Origin of the sequence: Candidatus Chlorobium masyuteum (assembly GCF_011601315.1) — a bacterium.
Classification (GTDB): Bacteria; Bacteroidota; Chlorobiia; order Chlorobiales; family Chlorobiaceae; genus Chlorobium; species Chlorobium masyuteum.
In genome coordinates this window covers 586,685-607,500 of the sequence record NZ_JAAORA010000001.1, presented here as the reverse complement: position 1 = coordinate 607,500, position 20,816 = coordinate 586,685, and the positions used below count along the sequence as shown (strand labels likewise).

Genomic DNA, 20,816 nt, shown 5'->3' with positions numbered 1-20,816 from the left:
GCAGTCCTGAAGATGTTGCGGCCCTTGAGGCAGCAGCTTCTGAAGCAGCGGCTAAATGATTGTCATGTTTGGAGTGAAAGCAAGCGAACGACGTGATTCCTTTTGAGATTTAAACGGAGTAGATGTTATGGCTGAATTGAAAATGCCTGAAATAAACAGTGTGATAATCGCAGGAAATCTCACGAAAGATCCGGTTTTCAGGCAGACTAATTCAGGCGGAACGCCGGTCGTTAATTTTTCAATTGCATGTAACAGAAGGTTCCGTGACAGCAATCACCTGTGGCAGGAGGATGTCTGCTATGTAGGTGTGGTAGCATGGAACAAGCTTGCCGAGAGCTGCCGTGACAACCTGAAGAAAAGTTCGGCTGTCCTTGTGGATGGTGAATTGCAAAGCCGCACATGGAAGGCTCAGGACGGAACTTCAAGAACGGTTGTAGAGATAAAAGCAAGAAGAATCCAGTTCCTCAACAAACGTAAAAAGAATGGTGAGGATGATGAAGAGGGCTTTATTGAGGATGAATGTCATGATATCCACCATGGAGAGATTCCCGACGATGAAGCCAGTCACATTTACGAATACAAATACCTTTCCTCCGATTGAGAGGACAGGGTAAGCAAAATTTTGTAGAGATACTTATGAGACAGAAATTTACACAGTCACAAGGCCACAAATCGCAGGGCAACAAATCGTTGAGCAATGCTCTTGCGTCGAAGAAAAAAGTGTCGAAAAATCAGGTGGTATTTTTTGACTATCGCGATGAGCGTAAGCTGAAAAGATTCATCAACGATCAGGGGAAAATTATTCCCCGTCGCATCACCGGTCTTTCTGCCAAAGAGCAGAACCTTTTGACCCATTCAGTGAAGTGGGCAAGGTTCCTGGCAGTAATACCCTATGTTGTCGATGAATACAAATAACCATTTTCGCAATCTATTGAACGAGGAAGCTAAGCAGTGAAAGTCATTTTAAGAAAGGATGTGGCTACCCTTGGCGACACAGGTGAAGTTGTTGCCGTCAAAAACGGTTATGCCAACAATTACCTGATTCCGCAGGGGATCGCAATAAGAGCTACCGAGGGAACGCTCAAGGCTCTTGAAACAGAAAAAAAGCAGCAGGCCAAAAAGGTCGAGTTACTGCGCAAGCATGCCCGCGAAGTTGCCCAGAAAATTGAGCAGTTAGCACTGAAGGTATATGCCAAAGCGGGTGAATCGGGCAAACTCTTTGGAACCGTAACTTCTGCTGATATTGCCGAGGCTCTCAAAGCGCAGGGTTTTGAGATTGATCGCCGCAAAATCACACTTGACGCCCCGGTGAAGACGCTTGGCAAATTTGAAGCAGATGCCAGACTCTTTTCGGATATATCGGTAAAAGTTCATTTCGAGGTTGAGGCAGAAGGTGCTGGAGAGTGAGGATTATTAATGAATAACTTCTGACCGTATTGCGGTTTGAACCTATTGAATAAGCTCCGTAACAATTAGTGTCACGGAGCTTATTTATTTTCTCGTTGAGCCTCGCCCGTAGAATCTGTAGTGATGATTTTATTAATTTAATCGGTCGTATATCAGCAATTTATTCAATCAGTTAACAGCTCTGCTCAAAGTTATTGAGTCAAGCCGTAAGTATATCGATGTATATCGTATGAGATCCTGTTATATGGCCGAAGTCTGTACGGAGAAGGGTTGCTGATTTATATATGAAAAGGCGGTTTGAAAACCGGAGGAAATCATCGGCAGTGATCAGAAAGCGTAATACCCGCGTCTTGTTGGTAATTGGGTAGAATTATTTTTTTTGGTTTTTAATATGATTTTAAACATATTTTCATTGTAATTTAATTTTCTGTAGTACGTGTTGGCTTTATAAGCAGGAAATCGCTTTTGGAGTTGATTGATGCCCTGAAACGTTGGCTTCATCCGCTTTATATTTAATCTTGTCAGGTTGTTCATTTGTCGACATTCGGACGGTGTAGTCCTTTTGTTAGCCTTGTCCCTCTTTTTTGTGGCGGACTGATGATTTTATCAATCATTCCGGACATTAAGGGGTTTTGCTATCATGAGCAGTTTTTTTAGTGCTCATGAGCAGGTTGTAGGGAGCAGGATGATGAGCTTGTGAGTCGTTCTTTTGAGAGGATCGGCTAAGTAAATACAGGCATAAAATCAATTTTATAATCAATAATGGAGATGATTATGAGGCGTTTTGTTCAGGTTTGTTCTCTGATGGTTGTTTTTATCTGTTCCTCGCAAATCGTCAATGCTGAAGATATTGCCAGAGCCACTTTGCGTGCAAAGTACGATATGGTTCAGGGTAAAGATGTTTACGAACGAGCTTGTTCAGTATGCCACAGCAGTGGTGTTATGGATGCGCCGAAATTCTGCGATATTACGGCCTGGAAGCCGAGAATGGCACACGGTATGGAGGCAATGGTCAAGCATGCGGTTGAAGGGTTCAACAATATGCCGGCAAAGGGCGGTATGGATGCGCTGACGTTAACTGAAAGTGCCAATGCCGTTGCCTATATGATCGATCAGTGTCTGTTTGACTGATTGCATCCTGTCGTATCAAGCCGGAGCTGCTATACGGTATTTCTGGTTTTATTGATGCAGTAACATTAAAAGATTGGTGATTTATCGCCATTTTCAATCATAACAAAAACAATGGAGTGAATAATTATGACGCTTAAAAAAACCATGCTTGTTGGAGCAAGCTGTCTCAGTCTGATGGCGCTTTCTTCACCGCAGGAGGCCTCCGCCACCCCGGTGTTTGCAAGACAGACCAGTCAGTCCTGCGCTGCCTGCCATTTTCAGCGCTTTCCGCTGCTGAACGCTTATGGTCGCTCATTCAAGGCAAACGGCTACACCACAGTAGGCAAACAGGGCACGATTGAAGACACCAATCTGTCAACCCCTGCAACCCTCAATGCCGGGCTTGTAACCAAGTTCAGATATCAGAAGACCAACGGTACAGCTGATACAGAGTTGAATGCTGGACAGTTCCAGGTTCCTGACGAAGCATTTCTTTCCATCGGCGGAAAAGTAGCAAAGAACATCGGATTCCAGGCTGAGATCAGCCTTGTGAGCCCGGCAAGCATCGTCGGCTTCAAGGTGCCTTTTGTATTCCCTGCAACAAAGGACATTACCTTCCTGACCGTTCCTTTCTATACGGATGCACAGGGTGCAGCGTTTGGTTACGAACTCCTGAACACCGGAGCTCTTCGCTTCAGCCGCGCTTTTGAGAACAGAAATGAAGCATCTGCCCAGCAGTACATTGGAGCTGCTCACAAAACAACCGGTGTTGCTCTTGTAGCCCAGCACAAGTATGGCTACCTCAGCTATACCCCTTATCTTGTCAAGGATGTCATGACCGATGGTATCACCTTCTCTTCAGGTCGTCCGCTCAGCTATATCAGAGGTGTTGTCACTCCCGAGAAGGTTGGAGACTGGGATCTTGCTGCAGGCGCTCAGATCTGGACCGGCAGCTCAACGGAAGGAACCGCCGCCGCCCCGACTCGCAATCATGCCAGCGCATGGGCTATTGATGCACAGGCACAGGGCAAAGCTGGTGACATGCCGCTTGGAGTCTATGTTGCCTATGGCAGCGCAGCCGCTTCGAAAGCAGGCCAGACAGCCAACTTCTATAACGCTTCATCGGTAGGAAGCAAGAATGCACTGAGCATCGCAACCGAGCTCGGTATTGTGCCTAACAGACTTGGTATTGGTGTTGCCTACAGAAATGCCAACTCCGGTGCAGGCGCAGCAGACAATGACAATGCGCTGACACTTGGAGCAAACTACCAGATTGCACGGAACATGATTTTCCAGCTGAACCACAGCTTCTACTCCGGTGACGTAAAAACCGACGCTGTCGGAAAACAGCTGACCACAGCGATGTTCTACAGCGCATTCTGATCAAGCAGTTGTTACGTTGTTACAGCTTGAGTGTTTTGCTTGAGGTGCAGGCAACTGTATGATTGATTGTAAGTCAAGAGCCGTCTTTACCTTATACAACAGGAAGAGACGGCTCTTTGTTTTTAGTGTATCACAGAGCGCTCTATAGCGGCGTAGAATGTATTTCAGCAATACAGTCATAAATTGTATATTCTTCGCGGTAAAGTGCATGAAAATTGCTACATAGAGCAAGGCTCAGGGATACTGACGTATATTTTAATCTATGCAGTGGTTGCGATCGGTCTTACATCAGGTGTATTTTTAAGCGAATTTTAAGCTGTTTTTAATAGCGAATTAGATATTTATTGCTTAAAATAACGACGGTTCAGATGAATCTGAACATCTGCAGCATTGGTTAGGGCGATAAGGAGGGCTATTGAGAAAAATGATAGGGCTTTTTGTCTCGGTCATCACTATCCCGGTTGATTAATTCCATCTCTTGCACAACGTCGATAGTCAGGCTTGGAAATAAAGGTGCCCATAGCATTGTTTTATTTATCAAGCACGTTATAAGTAGTATACCTGCAATTTTACAGCTTTTTTCAATTGGTCTTTTCTCTTAATTCAAACGCTACACACACATGGTGAATACGGTTAGAAAAAAACTTGGTACACTTCTGGTTGGCGGACTGCTATGCGTCGGCTTCAGCGGTACTTCGTACGCGCTTGAGGCGGGCAGCAAGGCTCCCGATTTCTCACTGCCGGGGTCGCAGGGTTCTGTGACGCTGTCGAGCACCGCCGGATCGGTGGTTTATGTGGATTTCTGGGCATCATGGTGCGGACCGTGCCGCCAGTCATTTCCATGGATGAACTCCATTCAGGAAAAATACCGTGCACAGGGTCTTAAAGTTATTGGTGTGAATGTTGACGGCAAGAATGAGGATGCCAAAAAATTCCTCTCCCAGAATCCTGCGAAATTTACCGTTGCTTTTGATTCAAAGGGGTTGACTCCGAAAACTTTTGGAGTGAAGGGAATGCCGACCAGTTTTCTGATTGGCCGCGATGGCAAGGTTATCTCTCAGCACCTGGGCTTTAAAGAGGCGGATCGTGATGTACTCGAAAAACAAATCAAGGCTGCACTGGAGGCAAACAAATGAAAAAAAATATGATTCAAAGACCGGTTCACGCATTACTGTTGCTGCTCATGCTCGGACTTTCAGGCTGTTCAATCGGCCAGGCTGTTCAGCCGTGGGAAAAAGAGACCCTCGCACGTCCTGAGATGACCTTTGAAGGCGACGCTCTTGACTCCAAGTACACTGAGCATATCTACGGAAGCAAAGAGGCAGCATCCGGCGGCGCTGGCGTCGGCGGTGGCGGCTGTGGATGCAATTAACTGAACCATTAATTATCAGGATACTCCAATGAAATCGGTCCCGACAAAAAAAAGAACTATTATCGGCGCAGCACTCTTTGCTGCTGCGATGGCGATGCCATCATCTCATCCCGCATTTGCTGAAGCCGCGCCTGAAAAGGGTAGCGTTGCTTTTAAATACCTTCATTATCAGGATAGTCAGCCCAGTCAGGACAGAATAGGTGTTGATGCCTATACGGTTACGGCTATGGCTCCTATTGCCGGCAAGTGGTCTATCTCTACAACCTATGTGAATGACTCGGTTTCTGGTGCATCACCTGATTATCATACGCATATTCTGTCGGGAGCATCTTCGCACGACACTCGTGAGGAGGTTGACCTCGGCCTTACCCGCTACTTCTCAAAAGGAAGCCTTACTCTCGGAACCGTCTATTCAACCGAGAATGACTACATCTCCCGTGGCTATTCAGGACAGGGGAGTCTGCAGACCGAGGACAAAAATACCACGTTTACCCTTGGAGGCAGCTATACCACCGATACGATCAATCCTACAGCTCAGGGATTGCAGTATGACAAGCGGACGATTGCCGGTTTGTTCGGCGTTACCAAGGTGCTGACTAAGGTTGACATTCTTCAGCTGAATTTCGGCATTTCAAGAGGTCGGGGCTATTTCAGCGACCCATACAAGTCTTATGATACACGCCCTGACCGGCGTGAGAGCAAGACGATTATGACCCGCTGGAACCACCATTTTGACGGAACTGACGGTACGACAAGACTCTCCTACCGTTATTACTATGACACATTCGGCGTCAAAGCAAGCACGCTTGGTCTTGAGTATGTGCAGCCACTGCCGAATGATTTCACGGTAATCCCGTCGGTCAGGGTTCACTCCCAGACGGCAGCCGACTTTTACCGGACTACCTATCCTCCAGTTCCTCGTACCATTACGCCAAACTCGCTGGATCAGCGCCTTTCAGCATTCGGCGCACTGACCCTCGGCATTAAAGTGGAAAAAAGAATTGCCAAGGACTGGCTTGTGGATGTCAAGTATGAGAACTACGAGCAGCGTGCGGGCTGGTGTGTAACCGGTGGCGGCGACAATAATCTTGCTCCTTTCACGGCAACATTCCTTCAGCTTGGCGTATCTCGCCAGTTTTAATTAGCTGAGATCAGGCTTCTGACAGCTCTCCTTGTTACGTATAAATAAGGAGTAGCTGTCAGTAAAGCTTTCAGGCTCATTCATTTCCGACAGTACATTATGTATTCACTGCCTGCATGATACAGGTATAGGATCGATTTTGCGGTTTTTTTTGACATCGAGAGAAATGCGGCTGCATTTTTAGGGAAAAATTAAGACACGCTTAAGGCTGTTTAAGGACTTGAACTCTTATTATTGAACATTACTTATATCTTTGATAACAACAGGAGGAAACTATGGCTTTTATCATTCCAGGAACGGCAGCGGCAGATGATTTGGATTTGAGTGTCAGTGGAAAACCCAGATCCGGTGATGTTTACGACTTTAATGGTTTGGCTGGAAACGATAATCTCTATCTTGGCGATTATGCGAATACCGGATTTTCTGCCGGTTACAAGAGTGCCGGCTTTACCATTGGTACGGCTGATGCAAATGGTATGATCACCGTAACCGGTGCAAGCAGCGGTGGCACCAGCCTTACCTTCCATCTTACCAGTGTGGAGACGCTTACCTTTGGTGGCGGAGGGTCTACAACACTTAATTATGGTGCTGCAGCGACAACCACAACAACGACCACAACCCCTGCGACGACGACAACAACGGCAGCGACAACAACTGCGGCAACCACAACAACGGCAGCGACAACAACCACAACCTCACACGACAGCGATCACAATGCTGAATCAAGTGATGACGACGGAGGAAGCAGCGATAGTGGCGGAGCTGTAGTGGCTGTGGCCGGTGTCGGGGCGCTTGGATTGCTTGCCTGGGCGGTTCTTTAACGCTCCTGCAGGAAGTATTCTGATGATACATGAAAAAGCGGCTTCGGAGCCGCTTTTTCTGTTTCAAGATGTAGTGCAATGGGTGGTTTTATGCAGGGAACTGCCTGAGCATTCGGAGATCGTTTTCGAAGAGGAGACGGATATCGTCGATTTTGTATCGAAGGAGCACCGTTCTGTCTACACCCATACCGAAGGCATAGCCTGACCAGGTCTCGGGATCAATGCCGCAGTTCCGCAGGACGTTCGGATGGACCATCCCGCACCCCATGATTTCAAGCCATCCGGATTTTTTGCAGACACGGCACCCTTTACCGCCACAGAGGTAGCAGGTGACATCCACTTCCGCAGATGGTTCGGTAAAAGGGAAAAAACTCGGACGAAAACGCAGTTTTACATCCGTCCCGAACATCTGGCGGGCAAAAGAGTAGATGGTGGCCTTCAGGTCCGCAAAGGTTACCTTTTTATCAATATAGAGCCCCTCAAGCTGATGAAAAACACAGTAGCTGCGGGCACTTATCGCCTCGTTCCTGTAGACCTTTCCCGGGCATATTACCCGAATCGGTGGTTCATGGTCGAGCATGACCCTGACCTGCACCGGTGAGGTGTGCGTTCTGAGTAGAAGGTCGGTATCAGGATTGCCGGTGGTTACAAAAAAGGTGTCCTGCATGTCGCGGGCCGGGTGGTCGGGCGGAAAGTTCAGCAGGTCGAAGTTGTACCGGTCAAGTTCAAGCTCCGGGCCGGTTGCAATTCCAAAGCCCATTGCCGAAAATATCTGCTTCATTTCGCCAAGCACCTTCTGTACAGGATGCTCGCTGCCGGTAAAATAGCGTCTTCCCGGCAGTGTAAGGTCAATCCGTTTAGCGGAGTCACCTGCATTTGCAGCGAGTTTAGCTTCTTCTTCATCAATACGGTTGTCAGCGGTCAGCTTAAGCTGGTTGAGCAACTGTCCGATACGCGGCTTGTCAGCAGGCGCAACCGTCTTGAGCTGTCCGAAAAGAGCGGCAATGAGCCCTTTTCGAACCGTGTACTTAAGGCGGAATGCTTCAAGATCTGCATGAGTGGTAATCTCAAAGTCAGTGATCTCCTGCTGTAAACTGCGAATGGTGTTTTCCATTAATACCGGAATAAATCTTATTCGATTACCGCTTTAACAATCTGTGTGAAGGCTGCCGGGTCTTTGACTGCAATTTCGGCAAGAGCCTTGCGATCTATTTCGACATTCTTCTTCAGCATGGCGTTGACCAGTCTTGAGTAGGTTGTGCCGTTCAGGCGGGCAGCCGCATTGATACGCATAATCCAGAGTGCACGGAAGTTGCGCTTCTTTGCACGTCGGTCACGGTATGCGTACTGCTCGGCTTTATCGACAGCATGCTTGACGACGGTCAGAATATTGCCGCGTGATCCCCAGAATCCCTTGGCCTTCTTTAAAACTCTTTTTCTCCGGGCCCTTGAGGCTACGGCATTATTTGCTTTAGGCATTGTTGTGTAAAGTTAAGGTTGAAAATTTATGCAAGGATCATCCGTTTGATCTGCTTTGCTTTGGCAGAGTCAAGCAGGGTAGACTGGTGCAGGCGGCGTGAACGCTTTCTGTTCTTCTTTTCCAGGTTGTGTGATCCGTTCATTCTTTCACGCTTGATCTTTCCTGATGCGGTAGCTTTGAACCGTTTGCATGCTCCGCGGTGTGATTTCATTTTAGGCATGATCGTCCTTTATTATTTTTGTATAAAATTGCTCAATGTTCCTTTGATTACTCTTCAGTCTCTTCTATCAGATCCGCTTCCGACAACGGGGCAAGTGGTGCGAGAGGTGGCTGATTTGTTTTTGCCCTGATGCGGTCGTAGGCATCTATTTTCTTCTTGTCAGGTTCGAAATAGACAAAAAGCTTCTTGCCCTCAAACTTTGGTTCTCCGTCACGGGTGCTGACAACGCTGAGTCGTTCGGTCAATCGTTCTGCCAGTTCAAGCCCCTTGTCTTTATAGATGATTGAGCGACCCAAAAAGACAATCGTTGCCCGAACACGGTTTCCCTTGCGGAGAAACTCTTCGAGATGTGCTGATTTAAAGTCAAAATCATGCTTGTCGGTGTTCGGATGAAAACGAAGTTCCTTGAGCGTCGTGGTCTTCTGTTTTTTCTTGAGATCCTTGTCCCTCTTGTCCATCTTGTACAACAGCTTGCCGAGGTTGTCAAACTTGCAGACCGGGGGGACTGCGTTCGGCTGCACCTCAATAAGATCCTGATTCCGCTCTTCGGCTACCCGCTTTGCATCAATGGTTTTCATCACCTGCTGCGTTCCATCAGGAAAAATAATCCTGACTTCCGGCACACGGATTTGTTCGTTGACCCGATAGGTAAGTTTCGGCTTTTGAGTCGTAACCTTCTGTTTCTTCATTCGTTCAGGTTTGGTTTAGATAATCAGGTTCTGGCGGTAATCTCTTTCAGGAGCTTTTCGGTCAGTCCGCTTATGCTGAATCGGCCTTCATCACCAATGCGATGGCGGCGCAGCGATACTTCTCCGCTCTCCTGTTCTTTCTGTCCGATAACGATCATACAGGGAACCTTTGCAAGCTCGGCTTCACGTATTTTTTTGCCAATCTTCTCATTTCTGGTGTCAATTTCAGCCCGGATTCCTGCTGCAAGGAGTGTCTGCTGAACACTTTTTGCATAGTCGTGAACATCTTCAGCAATAGGCAGTACAACAGCCTGTACAGGAGCAAGCCAGAGAGGGAAATTACCAGCGGTATGCTCGATGAGGACACCGATAAAACGCTCCATGGAGCCGAACGGAGCCCGGTGAATGACCACCGGACGGTGTTTCTGGCTGTCACTGCCGATATAGGAGAGATCGAACCGTTCAGGCATGACATAGTCAACCTGCACCGTTCCGAGCTGCCATTTTCTTCCAAGTGCGTCACGCACAATAAAGTCGATCTTCGGGCCGTAGAAACTCGCTTCACCGATGCCGATAAAGTACTCTATACCCATGCGGTCGGCCGCCTCCTTAACATCTTTTTCAGCTTGTTCCCACACCTCAGGTGTCCCGCCGTATTTGGCCTGGTTTTCCGGATCATGCATGGAGAGGCGTGTTTGCACCTCGTTGAACCCGAGTGTTCCGAAGACAAACTGGGTCAACTCTATTGCGCTGCAGATCTCATCAACAAGCTGGTCGGGACGGCAGTAGATGTGCGAATCATCCTGGGTAAATCCCCGTGCACGTACAAGACCGTTGAGCTCTCCTGACTGCTCATGGCGGTAGACCGTACCGAACTCTGTCAGGCGGATGGGCAGGTCGCGGTAACTGCGCATCTTTGAGCTATAGATGAGATGGTGGTGCGGGCAGTTCATCGGTTTGAGAAGATACTGCTCCTTGCGTCCCTCTTCATCGTGATAGGTTAGCGGCGGAAACTGCGAATCGCTGTAATAGGGGTAGTGGCCCGAACGCTTGTAGAGTTCGATATTGCCGATATGCGGAGTGTAAACAGGCAGGTATCCGCGTTTGCGCTGCTCCTCTTTCAAAAAGGATTCAAGCTCATTGCGAATGATTGCACCCTTCGGTAGCCAGATCGGTAAACCGCTTCCGACTTCCGGCGAAAGCATGAAGAGCTCCAGTTCGGCGCCGAGTTTGCGGTGATCCCTGCGCTTTGCCTCTTCAAGCAGTGTTACATACTCTTTAAGCTGTTTCTCAGAAGGGAAGGTGATGCCGTATATGCGCTGCATCTGCTCTCTTGACGAATCTCCCCGCCAGTAGGACGATGAGATGTTGGTCAGGAGCACAGCTTTCACTTTCGAGGTCGTCGGCACGTGCGGGCCGGTGCAGAGGTCGGTGAAGCCATCCTGGTGATAGAGCGATACCGTATCGACATCTTTCAGGGTATCTTCAAGAATCTCAACCTTGTACGGGTCATTTCTGGTACTTTTGAAAAATTCGATGGCGTCTGTCCGGGAGAGCTCCTCTCGCTGGATTTTGCTGTCGCGCTTGCTGATTTCAAGCATCTTCTGTTCGATCAGGCGGAGATCTTCCTCGCGGAAGCGGTGTTCAGAAGCAACGTCGTAGTAAAAGCCCTGCTCTATTGAGGGGCCAGCGCCGAATCTGCTGCCCGCAAAAAGCTCTTCAATGGCCTGGGCCATAAGATGGCTTGAGCTGTGCCAGAAGATATCCTTGCCTTCCGGTGAGTCAAAGGTGATAATTGCTACCCTTGCATCAGAATGCAACGGCGTTGAGAGATCAACAATCGTATCGTCAAGCTTGAGTGCCAGCGCGTCCTGGGCAAGCCTTCTGCCTATCGAGAGTGCAATATCAAAACCGGTGCTGCCTGAAGGGAATGATCTTACTGTCCCGTCCGGCAGGGTAATGGCTATCATCGCCAGTTGTTCCTGATTGTCAGACATTCTGTTTCCTGTCGTTTTGTTCCTTACGAAATCAACGTTTAACGGATGTTTCGCAGGAAAAATCAATACAGCCTCTTCTTGTTAGTAATACCCGGTCGGGGGGGCTGCCCAATAGTGAAACTGGATCCCCGGGTCCGGAATGTGGATCAAGACGATACGAATAAAATTAAAAAAATCCAAATCACATCATCATTTGCAGGAGTTCCGGGGTGACACTTTCTCGTCCCTGCTTTATTGCCAGAAGCTCTGCTTTGCGTTTCAACTCTCGACCGAAGGAGATCTGGCTGATAAAAGGAGCTTTTTTTACCATTTCGTTCAGCAGGGCATTGGCTTCGCCACTCCAGGCCACCTTTACCGCGGGTGTTTCAGCTGACGGTGTTTGACGGTTGATAGGCAGGAAGTTGAAGAGCATGTCATAAAGAGCATTGACAATTTCCTGCAAGAGATAGATCATTCCGCTGTGACCCATGAAGGGAGTACCGAGTGAGCGGCGGACAATCGGACCGGGAAAGCCAGCAGGGATAAATCGTGTTTTCGCATCACGTTCTGCCAGATAGATTTTATCGACAATCCTTCCGAAGAGGAACTGTGGCTGTTTCTGCTGAATCTCACTGCGGACAAGGGTGTTGTCGGCTTTTGCCGAGTCATGGGAGAAAAGGCATTGCATACCCATCTCATCCTGCAGAAAGATTTTCAGGCCGATGGCATAGCTCTCTGCAGCTATCACTCCAAAGCGTATGGTTGGGAACCACTCTGCCTGTGGTCCGCGCCAGAGGTCCCAGAGTGGTTTGAGTGTTGTGCGCTTTTCCTCCTTCATGAATGCTGCGGCCTCATCCTTTTTATTGAGCAGCGAGCCCAGTTTGAGGATGAACTCCTCTGTCTCTTTCATACCGAACGGTGCTTGCAATACCGGGCGATCAAGCACTCCGGCGAGCTCACTCCCGAATTCATGGTACATCTGCACAACGACATCGGAATTTTTCAGTGATGCAATATCGCAGAGAGAGCTTTCAAAAGGATAGATGTGTGCAATCCTGCCGCCGACACCCTCAATCAACCGTTTCAGTTCTGCCAGATCGGACGGGCTGTTGAAGCAGCCATACGTAGGGCCGATAATGCTTACTGAGCCGCTCTCGATACGTGCAGGTTTATGGTCGTCAAACTGTTCATGCAGCCATCGCAGGGCGCGCTCCCGGCCCTGCCACTCATTTTCGCCAAGGGAGTTCGAGGGAAAAAACCGGACGTCAGGATATTTCATCAAGAGCATCTTCTCATGGTCGCTGCCGATCATTTCGCTCTCTGCGCTTGAGACGAGAATCAACTGCCTTCCGGGTGCCCGGAGCTTTTCTATGGTATCACAGACAACTTCCGAGGTGCCTGATGAGGCGATCTCCTTTTCGGTCAGACTGGTTGGCGTAAAGTTTTCAAGATAGGGAACGGCGTCGGTATAGTCCATGACCGCCACACCGACAAGATTGTAGCAGCCGACCGGAGCGTCGGCTATAACATGAACATCCTTGAGGGCACAGAAGGTATTTACTGCCGCCCAGTAGGCGCTTGCGGTTGATTCGTCCCGAATGGTTTTTCCCATGGTATAAAACGGATAATCAGTGGTTGTTAATTGTTCCGGATTCAGATGGCGCTCCCAGGAGGGAAACGGGGATAACGCCGTGAGGAACAAGCGTTCCTCTCAGTACATCGATAACATTCTCCTCACTTGTCTGACTGGATGAGTAGGTGCAGAGGTAGGTGGTTATTTCAGGGAAATAGTTGATCAGATAAGGGGTCCCCAGCGAGACAAGGATAAGCGGCTTCTCTTTTGGCACCGTCAGTGCAAGCGAGTGGACAAACTGCTGCTGCATTGCAGTCAACTTCAATGTTCCCGAGCCGGAGTGTATCTGGACATAGGAGGTGATAATCACAGCTGATGCCTTGCCTGCCTGTTCAAGGGTATTGGCAAGAGAGAGGGAGTCCGTTCCGGGATTGATTCTGATATGGGTAGCCTTGTAGTAACGATCAAGGTTGGCACAATATCCTTTTCCGGTTTCACTCTCCGCTTTATCCTGCAGAATGATATTAAGGATGTTCTCTTCGGTTGATAACGGTTTAATCGGAAGGTAATGGTTCGCATCTTTTACCAGCGTGATGGAGCGGGCGGCAATTTCTTTTGCAAGAGCTCTGTGGGATTCAGGGCTCGACTCTTCGCTCACACGGTTCAGATTGACCAGCTTTCTCTCTTCAATACCAAGCCACAATTTTACCTGGAGAATCCGTCGGACAGAAGCATTGACTTGCTCCATACTGATTACTCCATCTTCTACGGCCTTTACAATGGAGCTGTGAGCAAGTTCCGGGTCCGGCGAAAAGAGGAGCAGGTCATTTCCTGCCAGAACAGCTTTTATGGAGATATCCGGGACATTTTCACCGTTGTAGAGCGCTTTCATGTTCAGTGCATCGGTAATGATCAGCCCCTGAAAACCGAGCTCTTTGCGGAGCAGATCGGTCACGATCACTTTTGAAACAGAGGCAGGCTCCATGGTGCCGGTCAGTTTTGGTACCGCAAGATGTCCGGTCATAACGCTGATAACACCGTGCTCAATAGCCGAGCGGAACGGTTTAAGCTCATAGGCGTCCAGCCTTTGGCGGTCAGCCTGAAGCACCGGGAGCGAAAGATGGCTATCGACCGTTACATCCCCGTGTCCGGGAAAATGTTTTACGGTTGCAATCAGTCCGTTTGACTGCAAGCTTTCGATGATGGCATTGGCCATAGTGATGGCAAGGGGGACATTATCTCCGAATGAGCGGGTATTGATAACCGGATTTAACGGGTTGATGTTCAAGTCAACGGTAGGCGCGTAGTTCTGGTGAAGCCCGACAGCTTTGGCTTCCAGGGCAATAGCTTTGGCCATCCTTGCGGCAAGTTCAGGGTTCCGTGTAGCTGCTACGGCCATGTTTGGTGGAAATTCAGTTGCTCCGGTAAGCCTCATGGCCAACCCTCTCTCCATATCAGCGCTCAAGAGGAGGGGGCGCGGAGCAAGAGACTGAAAATGGTTTGCAAGCATGCTGCTGCCGAAGGTATTGCCCTTGAGAAACATGATGCCGCCTACCTTTCCCTCCTGTACGAGCCGGCTCAGCAACTGGTATGCGATATCATTTTTGCGGTTATACTCTCCATCCGATTGAGCGATGAGCATCTGGCCTACCTTTTCAGAGAGGCTCATATTCAGCAGTGCTGTTTCGATGGAGGGATCCTGACGGCTGAAAATCTGTTGGGCACGCCATTTCTCTCCACCCGGTTTTGACTTTGCAAAAGCGGACGGCATACTGAAAAGGAACTGCAGGGTGAGAAGCAGGAAGGGGAGCAGCAGGAGTGATTTTCTGTTCATGTAGTTCCGTTATCGGTGAATATTTCCCCTTCAGTTTATTGGGGCCGCCAGTAATGTAATTCCGTGATTCGATCGCTTCGCTGGACGGTGCCCGAACGCCTCAAGTGCTCCGTCTACATTCCGGTTGCTGTGCTGCCTCGCCCTCAAACCACTCTCAAGAATTTATAGCGGAGCCCTTCTGTATGAAAAGTAAAAAAAATCAGGACAATACGCTCTTATCCAACGAGCTCATGTCAGGGGTTCGGGTTATAGATGACGCCACCGCCTTCAAGATAGTCCCGAAAAATAATCTTTGCATCATTGCAGCAAACTCCGGTTACCACCTCAATGCCTCTTTTTTCAAGCTCTTCAATCCATTTTTCCGGCTTCGGGCCCTCATCAAAACCGGCGGCAGTAGCGTCGGCAGTGGACGCGCCGCATACCAGCCGGGAGATTCCCGACCAGATTATTGCACCGAAACACATGGCACAGGGCTCACAGGAGGTTACCAGCTCATGCTGCGGACTTTTTATATGGTTCAGGGTCCAGGAGTTGATTTTCTTCTGGGCCATGGCTATGGCAACCATTTCTGCATGGGCATGGGAGCAGCAGCTCCGGACAACCAGATTTACCCCGATCGACACAAGATTACCGGAGTTTCGCTCAAACACCGCCGCACCGAAAGGGCCGCCGGTTCCATGCAGGGTGTTCTTACGGGCAAGTTCTATGGTGAACTGCATCCGGTCATGGTCAGAATGGAGTTTGCCTGAATCAAACGGAGTATACGCAGTTACCCATGAAGGGAGCTGAAAATCGGGAAAGCCGGTGCCCATAAAAAAAAGGCTATAAAAATTTTTACAGAAAAGAGTTGTGAACGCTCAGCTCATATAGAGGTAGGGTTTCCAGTCATCGGAAACCGTAGCGGTAACCTGCTGCATGAACATCAGGCTGTTGGGCCGTATCGGCTGTTTCAATGGCTGCATATCGGCTTCGCGCGGGGTTTTATCGCCCTTTTTCGTATTGCAGCGGCGGCAGGCAGTTATCAGGTTTTCCCATGAATAGTCACCGCCTCTGGATCTTGGAACGACGTGATCAATGGTCAGTGGCAGATCGGTTCTCCCGCAATACTGACACTGGTAGGCATCTCTGAGGAGAATGTTTTTACGGTTCAGCATGATCCTTTTGTAGGGAACCCGAACAAAAACAGTAAGCCTTACAATGCTCGGCATGGGAAAACTGGTGGAAACCGTGCGGATTACCCGATCAGGATTATGGGTAACCGACACGGCTTTACCGCCAAAGAGGAGAAGAACAGCTTTCTGGGCGTCACAAACGGTTAATGGCTCGTAACTGCTGTTGAGAACAAGAACTTTCGATCGAAGTAACGGCATATCCCGGCGGAAGTTTATGATATAACTGCATGATTGTTACGGTACAAATTGTTAGGTAAAATAGTTAAAGCGAGCAGCAGATATTCAACTGCCTTGACGCCATCGCTTCATCAAGCCGTCTTACCGGGGTTGTAACCGGGGCTGAGAGCACCAGTTCCGGGTTGTTTGCAGCTTCATCGGCAATACTGAGCAGTGCTTTCGCAAACATATCGAGCGTCTCTTTTGACTCGGTTTCTGTCGGCTCAATCATCAACGCCTCGCTGACAATGAGCGGGAAGTAGATGGTCGGGGCATGAAAGCCGTAGTCAAGGAGCCGTTTTGCCATATCGAGCGTTCTGACACCGTGCTCTTTTTTCTGCCGGTCTCCGGAGAGGCAGAACTCATGCATAACCGGTTTCGGAAAGGGCAAGTCAAAGCGTTCAAGCAGGAGGCTGAGCAGGTAGTTTGCATTGATAATGGCATTTTCTGAAACCCTGCGAACCCCGTTGGGTCCAAGCATCCTGATATAGGTATATGCCCTGACAAGAACCCCGAAGTTCCCGTAAAAATTCATCATCCTGCCGATACTCTCCGGACGGTCGTAATTGAGCGCGTAGGTTGTACCTTCATCGCTCTCATTTTTTGTGATGATTGGCAGAGGAAGGAATGGCTCAAGAATTTTACTCACACCGACCGGTCCGCTGCCGGGACCGCCGCCGCCGTGAGGCGCCGCAAAGGTTTTGTGCAGGTTGTAGTGCACGACATCAAATCCCATATCTCCGGGGCGGGCAATGCCGAGCAGGGCATTCATGTTGGCGCCATCCATATAGAGCAGGCTGCCGTTCTTGTGCACCATCTCCGAGATGCGCAGGATATCTTTTTCGAACAGACCGATGGTATTCGGATTGGTCAGCATCAGGGCGGCTACGTCACCGTCCAGTTTACGGGCAAGATCGTCGAGGTCAGTGCGGCCATCGGCATTGCCTTTCACCGAGATAATCTCGTATCCCGCAAGCGCGGCTGAAGCGGGATTGGTGCCGTGAGCCGAGTCAACCACCAGCAGTTTGTGGCGTTTTGATCCGCGTGACTCATGATATTTTTTTATAAGCAGGATGCCGGTAAGCTCTCCGTGTGCACCGGCCGCAGGCTGAAGCGATACCGCCGCCATACCGGCTATTTCACGCAGCATCTCGGCAAGTTCATACATCAGTTGCAGTGCGCCCTGGGTTGTTTCAGAGGGCTGCAGGGGATGAAGTGTGCTGAAGCCCGGCAAGTCGCAGGTATAGTCGTTGATTTTAGGGTTGTACTTCATGGTGCAGCTTCCAAGCGGATACATGTTCTTGTCCACATGGTAGTTCATGTTGGAGAGCCGTACAAAATGGCGCACCACTTCACTTTCAGGCACCTCAGGCAGTTCAGGGGGTGATTTGCGCAGAAATTTTTCCGGCAGAATGCTCTCCAGTGAGCTATTCGTAAAATCGCGATCGGAAAGAGCATAGCCTTTACGTCCGGGACGGGACAGATCAAAAATCAGTTTTTCTCTCATTGTCTTTGTTACTTCATGAGTGGGTCTGAGGTGTAAAAATAACTGTAGATCAATATAGAAGAAGGGGGAGAGAAGCTCAAGCCAATCGAAAAAAATCTTCAGATTTTTCAGGCGCGCAACATATGGTTGTCACCAGATTACTCCTCCTGATGACAAAACTGTCCTGATAGCACTGCCGGGCTACACTCTTCAGGATCCTCTTTTGAGCCAGATGGAGCCGAAACAGTGAACAGCTCTTCCTTTTCCTGAATGGGCATAACTTTTCCAAGGCACTCCAGCAAGCCATTCGTAATGTTATGTGCCGCCTCATAGGTGAAATCTCTCGCAGCGTTCTCCATCGCCGAGTCCCCTTTACTGATTTCCCGAATTGTTACAAGATGTTTCTGCAGTTCGACCCAATGAAACTTGACTTTATTGACAAGCGGCAATCCCTCCGGCATTAAACCAAGGTGCAATTGTACGTTAAGCCCCTCGCAAAATTGCAGGATATCACCAATGGTAAGGGTTATATCCTGCGAATGTTCAATTTTCGACACCTTGCTCTGCGTCAGTCCTGTTTTTGCGGCAAGCTCCTTTTGAGTTAATCCAGCCTTGCAACGAAGTGCGAACAATGTCTTCGCAAGTTTTCTTGAGTTCAATAACTTTACAAAATCCTGGCACTCTTCAGTGCTCGCATGCTTTGCATAAAGTTCGCTCACGCTGCCATGTGTTCTTTCTTCAGCCATTGTCAGCTCCCTTTGTTTTTCTTTAAATCTTTGACCAAATCGATGCAGTCAGTGATGTCGGCTTTTTGGGAATTCTTATCTCCGACGGTGATCAAGTGAAGGGTGTTGGTATCAGTATCGGGAAAAATATAGAGTCGGGCTTCTTTCGGTTTCCCCATGCCCGGCTTTTTGCGACCTTTTTGATCAATCGCCTTGACTCCGTAAGGCTCCCTGTGAATAAATCCGGCCTTGATGTTAACAGGCAGCGAGCCTGCTTGCAAGGCATTAAAGTAGGTGTCAAGGTTATCAAAAAGAAGCTCGTCGAGGCCTTTGTTATTCTTTTTGAATCGGACGAGCCTTCTTTCGAAAAACACAGATTCCTGAATTTTCCAACATCGCCCCATATTCTCAATATGAATAATATTGTAATATATATCAATAAATAGAGCTAAAAATTCAAGCCGAATATTCTGATATCGAATAATGCGGTAGGCCGGATAAAGGATTGATAATTGTTAACCGTTTTCCCTACAAAGAGATGATCCAAGAGTGGTTACTTGGAATATACGGCTTACGTGACAATGTTACGCTAAGTGAGGGGTGTTTTTAAAGGGGTAACTCAAAGTGGATTAAACCGAGATCATCCCCCCAACGCAAAAACCAATTCAGGATGGATTGATATTAAGTGCCTCTAACTTGATACAGCTCATTTGCTTGAAGTAAATAAATGATGCTTATATTTAACGGTTTTACACTCCATCCATAATAGAGCTGAACTGTTACCGTTATGGCGCAAAAGGAAGCTGATGCCCGTATCAAAATCAACAAGCTGCTTGAACACTACAATAGACTCGTGCTTGATGTCTCAAAAAAGTTTACAGAACTTGGTGAGTCATCGAGAAAAATTCGAAGGTCATGGTTACTTGCCTCGTCGTTGCTGCTGGTAATTGACCCAAAGATGAGTATTACTCTGGGAAGTTTATCAACGGCTGGGATTGGTGCAAAATTAGAGCCCTCAGTAACATTCTCGTCAGCACTTGTGCTACTCCTTATTGTCATTTATCTGGCCATATCATTTTGGATATCAGTTCTAACAAATACATGGACCGATCAATCCCATATTGGAAACCATCTGAGAGATGAATATGATCCTGATCATGATATTATTGATCCAAAAGACATTTCGGACATCAGCACTCTGATTGATTACAATGGCGATATAATACGTCATCAATGGCGATTCATAAGAATTGCCTGGGATATTTATTTCCCAAGTATCTGGGCTATAATAGCAATTAGCGCTCTTGTAGTACGTTACTACCTGACATCCTAACGGAACTATCTCAATGCATCAATACCTTGATTATCTGGCATACAACCGAGAAGAAAGGGACATGTGCGCTCACTTGTTCAGGCTCCTTCTTGAAGATCAACCCCGCTGGCGCCCTCTTAAGGATTTCCTCGAGATTGACTTTAATGGGCACCCTCGCATCTATTGTGAAGCCGCGCTTGTAAGAGATGCATACTACGAAAGAAAAATCAGGAAAGATAAGGTTACCGGAAAGCCAGAAAGTGCTGATTATCTCAAAGATCTTTGTGAGTTGATTGCTGCCCAAGAAGGAGTGGCGCCCGACGCATACACAAAATTTTCCGGACTGGAGCCAGAAGAGTTGCGTCAACCGTGGAAAACTCATCCCAAACAGATTGCTTACAAACTCAAAGACGCAGGTACACTTGAAAAACCGGGGGATATACAGGTTTATGGAGCACTCCAGGCGATGTTCAACGCCAAGCCTGATCTGGTCATCTGTGTTGATGATACCCTGTACATCTTTGAGGCGAAATACACTATGCCCTTCGATGAAAAACAGCTCGAAAGAACGGAGAATATCGGGAAGGTATGGGCAGAGCTCCTATTTGCAGATTTAGGCTTTGAATCAAGACCTGAGGTCGTTGTGCGCAAGCTTGGTCTCGATAAAAAAAATTCCCAAACGTCAGGAGAATCAAAGTATTCGTTTATGTCATGGGTGAAAGTCTACCAGATAGCAAACAAGTACTGGAAAGAATCTGATTTCTCTATGAATGTATTCTTAAAACGCATACCGCATTAGCCTCATTTTTTTATCGAGTTGGGGCGTGTTGGGGATTTGAAATTAGGAGGGACGGTTCGGAATGAGACAGGGAGTTGGCTTGTGGCAGTGGCATGACGGG

General features: G+C 48.3%; 24 protein-coding genes (1 of these 24 cut by a window edge). 12 read left to right on the top strand and 12 right to left on the bottom strand.

Annotated elements, in window-relative coordinates; translation table 11 throughout:
- The 10 genes from rpsF to G9409_RS11950 form a co-directional block, all read left to right on the top strand.
- A protein-coding gene (gene rpsF, locus G9409_RS02860) for a 30S ribosomal protein S6 (RefSeq protein ID WP_166807310.1) crosses the window boundary here: on the top strand, positions 1 to 59 show its 3' portion. 343 nt of this gene lie to the left of the window's left edge; 59 of the gene's 402 nt are visible here — the last part of the coding sequence; the start codon falls outside the window, past its left edge; its stop codon occupies positions 57 to 59.
- A 68-nt stretch (positions 60 to 127) separates the two neighbouring features.
- Positions 128 to 601 (top strand): single-stranded DNA-binding protein, encoded by a 474-nt coding sequence (locus tag G9409_RS02855; protein ID WP_076792905.1) that lies wholly within the window; start codon positions 128 to 130, stop codon positions 599 to 601.
- Positions 602 to 636: 35 nt separating this feature from the next.
- Positions 637 to 915, top strand: a complete 279-nt coding sequence (gene rpsR, locus G9409_RS02850) for a 30S ribosomal protein S18 (protein ID WP_006367391.1) — start codon at positions 637 to 639, stop codon at positions 913 to 915.
- A gap of 36 nt (positions 916 to 951) precedes the next feature.
- Positions 952 to 1,407 (top strand): 50S ribosomal protein L9, encoded by a 456-nt coding sequence (gene rplI, locus G9409_RS02845; RefSeq protein ID WP_166807309.1) that lies wholly within the window; start codon positions 952 to 954, stop codon positions 1,405 to 1,407.
- A 774-nt stretch (positions 1,408 to 2,181) separates the two neighbouring features.
- Positions 2,182 to 2,538, top strand: coding sequence for a c-type cytochrome (locus G9409_RS02840; protein WP_166807308.1), 357 nt, complete (start codon positions 2,182 to 2,184; stop codon positions 2,536 to 2,538).
- 126 nt (positions 2,539 to 2,664) lie between these two features.
- Positions 2,665 to 3,900, top strand: coding sequence for a hypothetical protein (locus G9409_RS02835; RefSeq protein WP_166807307.1), 1,236 nt, complete (start codon positions 2,665 to 2,667; stop codon positions 3,898 to 3,900).
- A gap of 620 nt (positions 3,901 to 4,520) precedes the next feature.
- The gene (locus G9409_RS02830) at positions 4,521 to 5,036 is read left to right on the top strand and encodes a TlpA family protein disulfide reductase (protein ID WP_166807306.1); all 516 of its coding nucleotides are present in this window, start codon (positions 4,521 to 4,523) and stop codon (positions 5,034 to 5,036) included.
- A complete protein-coding gene (locus G9409_RS02825; RefSeq protein ID WP_198935461.1) occupies positions 5,033 to 5,272 on the top strand; it encodes a DUF4266 domain-containing protein in 240 nt (79 codons plus the stop codon). The genes G9409_RS02830 and G9409_RS02825 overlap by 4 nt, the downstream gene beginning before the upstream one ends.
- Positions 5,273 to 5,300: 28 nt before the next feature.
- Complete coding sequence (locus tag G9409_RS02820; protein WP_166807305.1) at positions 5,301 to 6,413, top strand: DUF3570 domain-containing protein; 1,113 nt, start codon at positions 5,301 to 5,303, stop codon at positions 6,411 to 6,413.
- A gap of 275 nt (positions 6,414 to 6,688) precedes the next feature.
- Complete coding sequence (locus tag G9409_RS11950; protein ID WP_208019644.1) at positions 6,689 to 7,234, top strand: hypothetical protein; 546 nt, start codon at positions 6,689 to 6,691, stop codon at positions 7,232 to 7,234.
- A gap of 88 nt (positions 7,235 to 7,322) precedes the next feature.
- On the opposite strand, the gene pheS is transcribed toward G9409_RS11950, so the two are convergent.
- From pheS to G9409_RS02755, 12 genes are all read right to left on the bottom strand, one after another.
- Positions 7,323 to 8,348 (bottom strand): phenylalanine--tRNA ligase subunit alpha, encoded by a 1,026-nt coding sequence (pheS, locus tag G9409_RS02810; RefSeq protein WP_166807304.1) that lies wholly within the window; start codon positions 8,346 to 8,348, stop codon positions 7,323 to 7,325.
- A 17-nt stretch (positions 8,349 to 8,365) separates the two neighbouring features.
- On the bottom strand, positions 8,366 to 8,713 hold the full coding sequence (rplT, locus tag G9409_RS02805; RefSeq protein ID WP_006367175.1) for a 50S ribosomal protein L20: 348 nt from the start codon (positions 8,711 to 8,713) through the stop codon (positions 8,366 to 8,368).
- A 26-nt stretch (positions 8,714 to 8,739) separates the two neighbouring features.
- On the bottom strand, positions 8,740 to 8,934 hold the full coding sequence (gene rpmI, locus G9409_RS02800; protein WP_006367174.1) for a 50S ribosomal protein L35: 195 nt from the start codon (positions 8,932 to 8,934) through the stop codon (positions 8,740 to 8,742).
- A 47-nt stretch (positions 8,935 to 8,981) separates the two neighbouring features.
- Positions 8,982 to 9,623, bottom strand: a complete 642-nt coding sequence (infC, locus tag G9409_RS02795) for a translation initiation factor IF-3 (protein WP_166807303.1) — start codon at positions 9,621 to 9,623, stop codon at positions 8,982 to 8,984.
- A gap of 23 nt (positions 9,624 to 9,646) precedes the next feature.
- Positions 9,647 to 11,620, bottom strand: a complete 1,974-nt coding sequence (thrS, locus tag G9409_RS02790; protein WP_166807302.1) for a threonine--tRNA ligase — start codon at positions 11,618 to 11,620, stop codon at positions 9,647 to 9,649.
- Positions 11,621 to 11,801: 181 nt separating this feature from the next.
- Positions 11,802 to 13,211 carry a chlorophyllide a reductase subunit Z gene (gene bchZ, locus G9409_RS02785; protein WP_166807301.1) on the bottom strand — a complete coding sequence of 470 codons (1,410 nt, stop codon included), beginning with the start codon at positions 13,209 to 13,211 and terminating at the stop codon, positions 11,802 to 11,804.
- A 16-nt stretch (positions 13,212 to 13,227) separates the two neighbouring features.
- A complete protein-coding gene (locus G9409_RS02780; RefSeq protein WP_166807300.1) occupies positions 13,228 to 15,006 on the bottom strand; it encodes a glycoside hydrolase family 3 protein in 1,779 nt (592 codons plus the stop codon).
- A 233-nt stretch (positions 15,007 to 15,239) separates the two neighbouring features.
- Positions 15,240 to 15,818 (bottom strand): nucleoside deaminase, encoded by a 579-nt coding sequence (locus G9409_RS02775; protein WP_166807299.1) that lies wholly within the window; start codon positions 15,816 to 15,818, stop codon positions 15,240 to 15,242.
- Positions 15,819 to 15,863: 45 nt separating this feature from the next.
- The gene (locus G9409_RS02770; protein ID WP_166807298.1) at positions 15,864 to 16,376 is read right to left on the bottom strand and encodes an HNH endonuclease; all 513 of its coding nucleotides are present in this window, start codon (positions 16,374 to 16,376) and stop codon (positions 15,864 to 15,866) included.
- A 64-nt stretch (positions 16,377 to 16,440) separates the two neighbouring features.
- Positions 16,441 to 17,901, bottom strand: a complete 1,461-nt coding sequence (gene gcvPB / locus G9409_RS02765; protein ID WP_166807297.1) for an aminomethyl-transferring glycine dehydrogenase subunit GcvPB — start codon at positions 17,899 to 17,901, stop codon at positions 16,441 to 16,443.
- 137 nt (positions 17,902 to 18,038) lie between these two features.
- Entirely contained in the window at positions 18,039 to 18,626 is a 588-nt protein-coding gene (locus G9409_RS02760; RefSeq protein WP_166807296.1) for a helix-turn-helix domain-containing protein, read from the bottom strand.
- 2 nt (positions 18,627 to 18,628) lie between these two features.
- Entirely contained in the window at positions 18,629 to 18,979 is a 351-nt protein-coding gene (locus tag G9409_RS02755; protein WP_166807295.1) for a hypothetical protein, read from the bottom strand.
- 413 nt (positions 18,980 to 19,392) lie between these two features.
- On the opposite strand from G9409_RS02755, the gene G9409_RS02750 reads away from it, so the two are divergent.
- Entirely contained in the window at positions 19,393 to 19,938 is a 546-nt protein-coding gene (locus G9409_RS02750; RefSeq protein ID WP_166807294.1) for a hypothetical protein, read from the top strand.
- A 13-nt stretch (positions 19,939 to 19,951) separates the two neighbouring features.
- A complete protein-coding gene (locus G9409_RS02745) occupies positions 19,952 to 20,716 on the top strand; it encodes a hypothetical protein (RefSeq protein ID WP_166807293.1) in 765 nt (254 codons plus the stop codon).
- Positions 20,717 to 20,816: the final 100 nt, after the last annotated feature.

Excerpts from the sequence above, each read along its gene's own strand:
- rpmI (WP_006367174.1), bottom strand. The coding sequence starts at position 8,934 with ATGCCTAAAATGAAATCACACCGCGGAGCATGCAAACGGTTCAAAGCT.
- rplT (WP_006367175.1), bottom strand. The coding sequence starts at position 8,713 with ATGCCTAAAGCAAATAATGCCGTAGCCTCAAGGGCCCGGAGAAAAAGA.
- G9409_RS02855 (WP_076792905.1), top strand. The coding sequence starts at position 128 with ATGGCTGAATTGAAAATGCCTGAAATAAACAGTGTGATAATCGCAGGA.
- G9409_RS11950 (WP_208019644.1), top strand. The coding sequence starts at position 6,689 with ATGGCTTTTATCATTCCAGGAACGGCAGCGGCAGATGATTTGGATTTG.
- G9409_RS02760 (WP_166807296.1), bottom strand. The coding sequence starts at position 18,626 with ATGGCTGAAGAAAGAACACATGGCAGCGTGAGCGAACTTTATGCAAAG.
- rpsR (WP_006367391.1), top strand. The coding sequence starts at position 637 with ATGAGACAGAAATTTACACAGTCACAAGGCCACAAATCGCAGGGCAAC.
- G9409_RS02835 (WP_166807307.1), top strand. The coding sequence starts at position 2,665 with ATGACGCTTAAAAAAACCATGCTTGTTGGAGCAAGCTGTCTCAGTCTG.
- G9409_RS02780 (WP_166807300.1), bottom strand. The coding sequence starts at position 15,006 with ATGAACAGAAAATCACTCCTGCTGCTCCCCTTCCTGCTTCTCACCCTG.
- G9409_RS02830 (WP_166807306.1), top strand. The coding sequence starts at position 4,521 with ATGGTGAATACGGTTAGAAAAAAACTTGGTACACTTCTGGTTGGCGGA.
- pheS (WP_166807304.1), bottom strand. The coding sequence starts at position 8,348 with ATGGAAAACACCATTCGCAGTTTACAGCAGGAGATCACTGACTTTGAG.
- infC (WP_166807303.1), bottom strand. The coding sequence starts at position 9,623 with ATGAAGAAACAGAAGGTTACGACTCAAAAGCCGAAACTTACCTATCGG.
- bchZ (WP_166807301.1), bottom strand. The coding sequence starts at position 13,211 with ATGGGAAAAACCATTCGGGACGAATCAACCGCAAGCGCCTACTGGGCG.
- G9409_RS02825 (WP_198935461.1), top strand. The coding sequence starts at position 5,033 with ATGAAAAAAAATATGATTCAAAGACCGGTTCACGCATTACTGTTGCTG.
- thrS (WP_166807302.1), bottom strand. The coding sequence starts at position 11,620 with ATGTCTGACAATCAGGAACAACTGGCGATGATAGCCATTACCCTGCCG.
- G9409_RS02775 (WP_166807299.1), bottom strand. The coding sequence starts at position 15,818 with ATGGGCACCGGCTTTCCCGATTTTCAGCTCCCTTCATGGGTAACTGCG.
- gcvPB (WP_166807297.1), bottom strand. The coding sequence starts at position 17,901 with ATGAGAGAAAAACTGATTTTTGATCTGTCCCGTCCCGGACGTAAAGGC.
- G9409_RS02840 (WP_166807308.1), top strand. The coding sequence starts at position 2,182 with ATGAGGCGTTTTGTTCAGGTTTGTTCTCTGATGGTTGTTTTTATCTGT.
- G9409_RS02750 (WP_166807294.1), top strand. The coding sequence starts at position 19,393 with ATGGCGCAAAAGGAAGCTGATGCCCGTATCAAAATCAACAAGCTGCTT.
- G9409_RS02770 (WP_166807298.1), bottom strand. The coding sequence starts at position 16,376 with ATGCCGTTACTTCGATCGAAAGTTCTTGTTCTCAACAGCAGTTACGAG.
- G9409_RS02820 (WP_166807305.1), top strand. The coding sequence starts at position 5,301 with ATGAAATCGGTCCCGACAAAAAAAAGAACTATTATCGGCGCAGCACTC.
- G9409_RS02745 (WP_166807293.1), top strand. The coding sequence starts at position 19,952 with ATGCATCAATACCTTGATTATCTGGCATACAACCGAGAAGAAAGGGAC.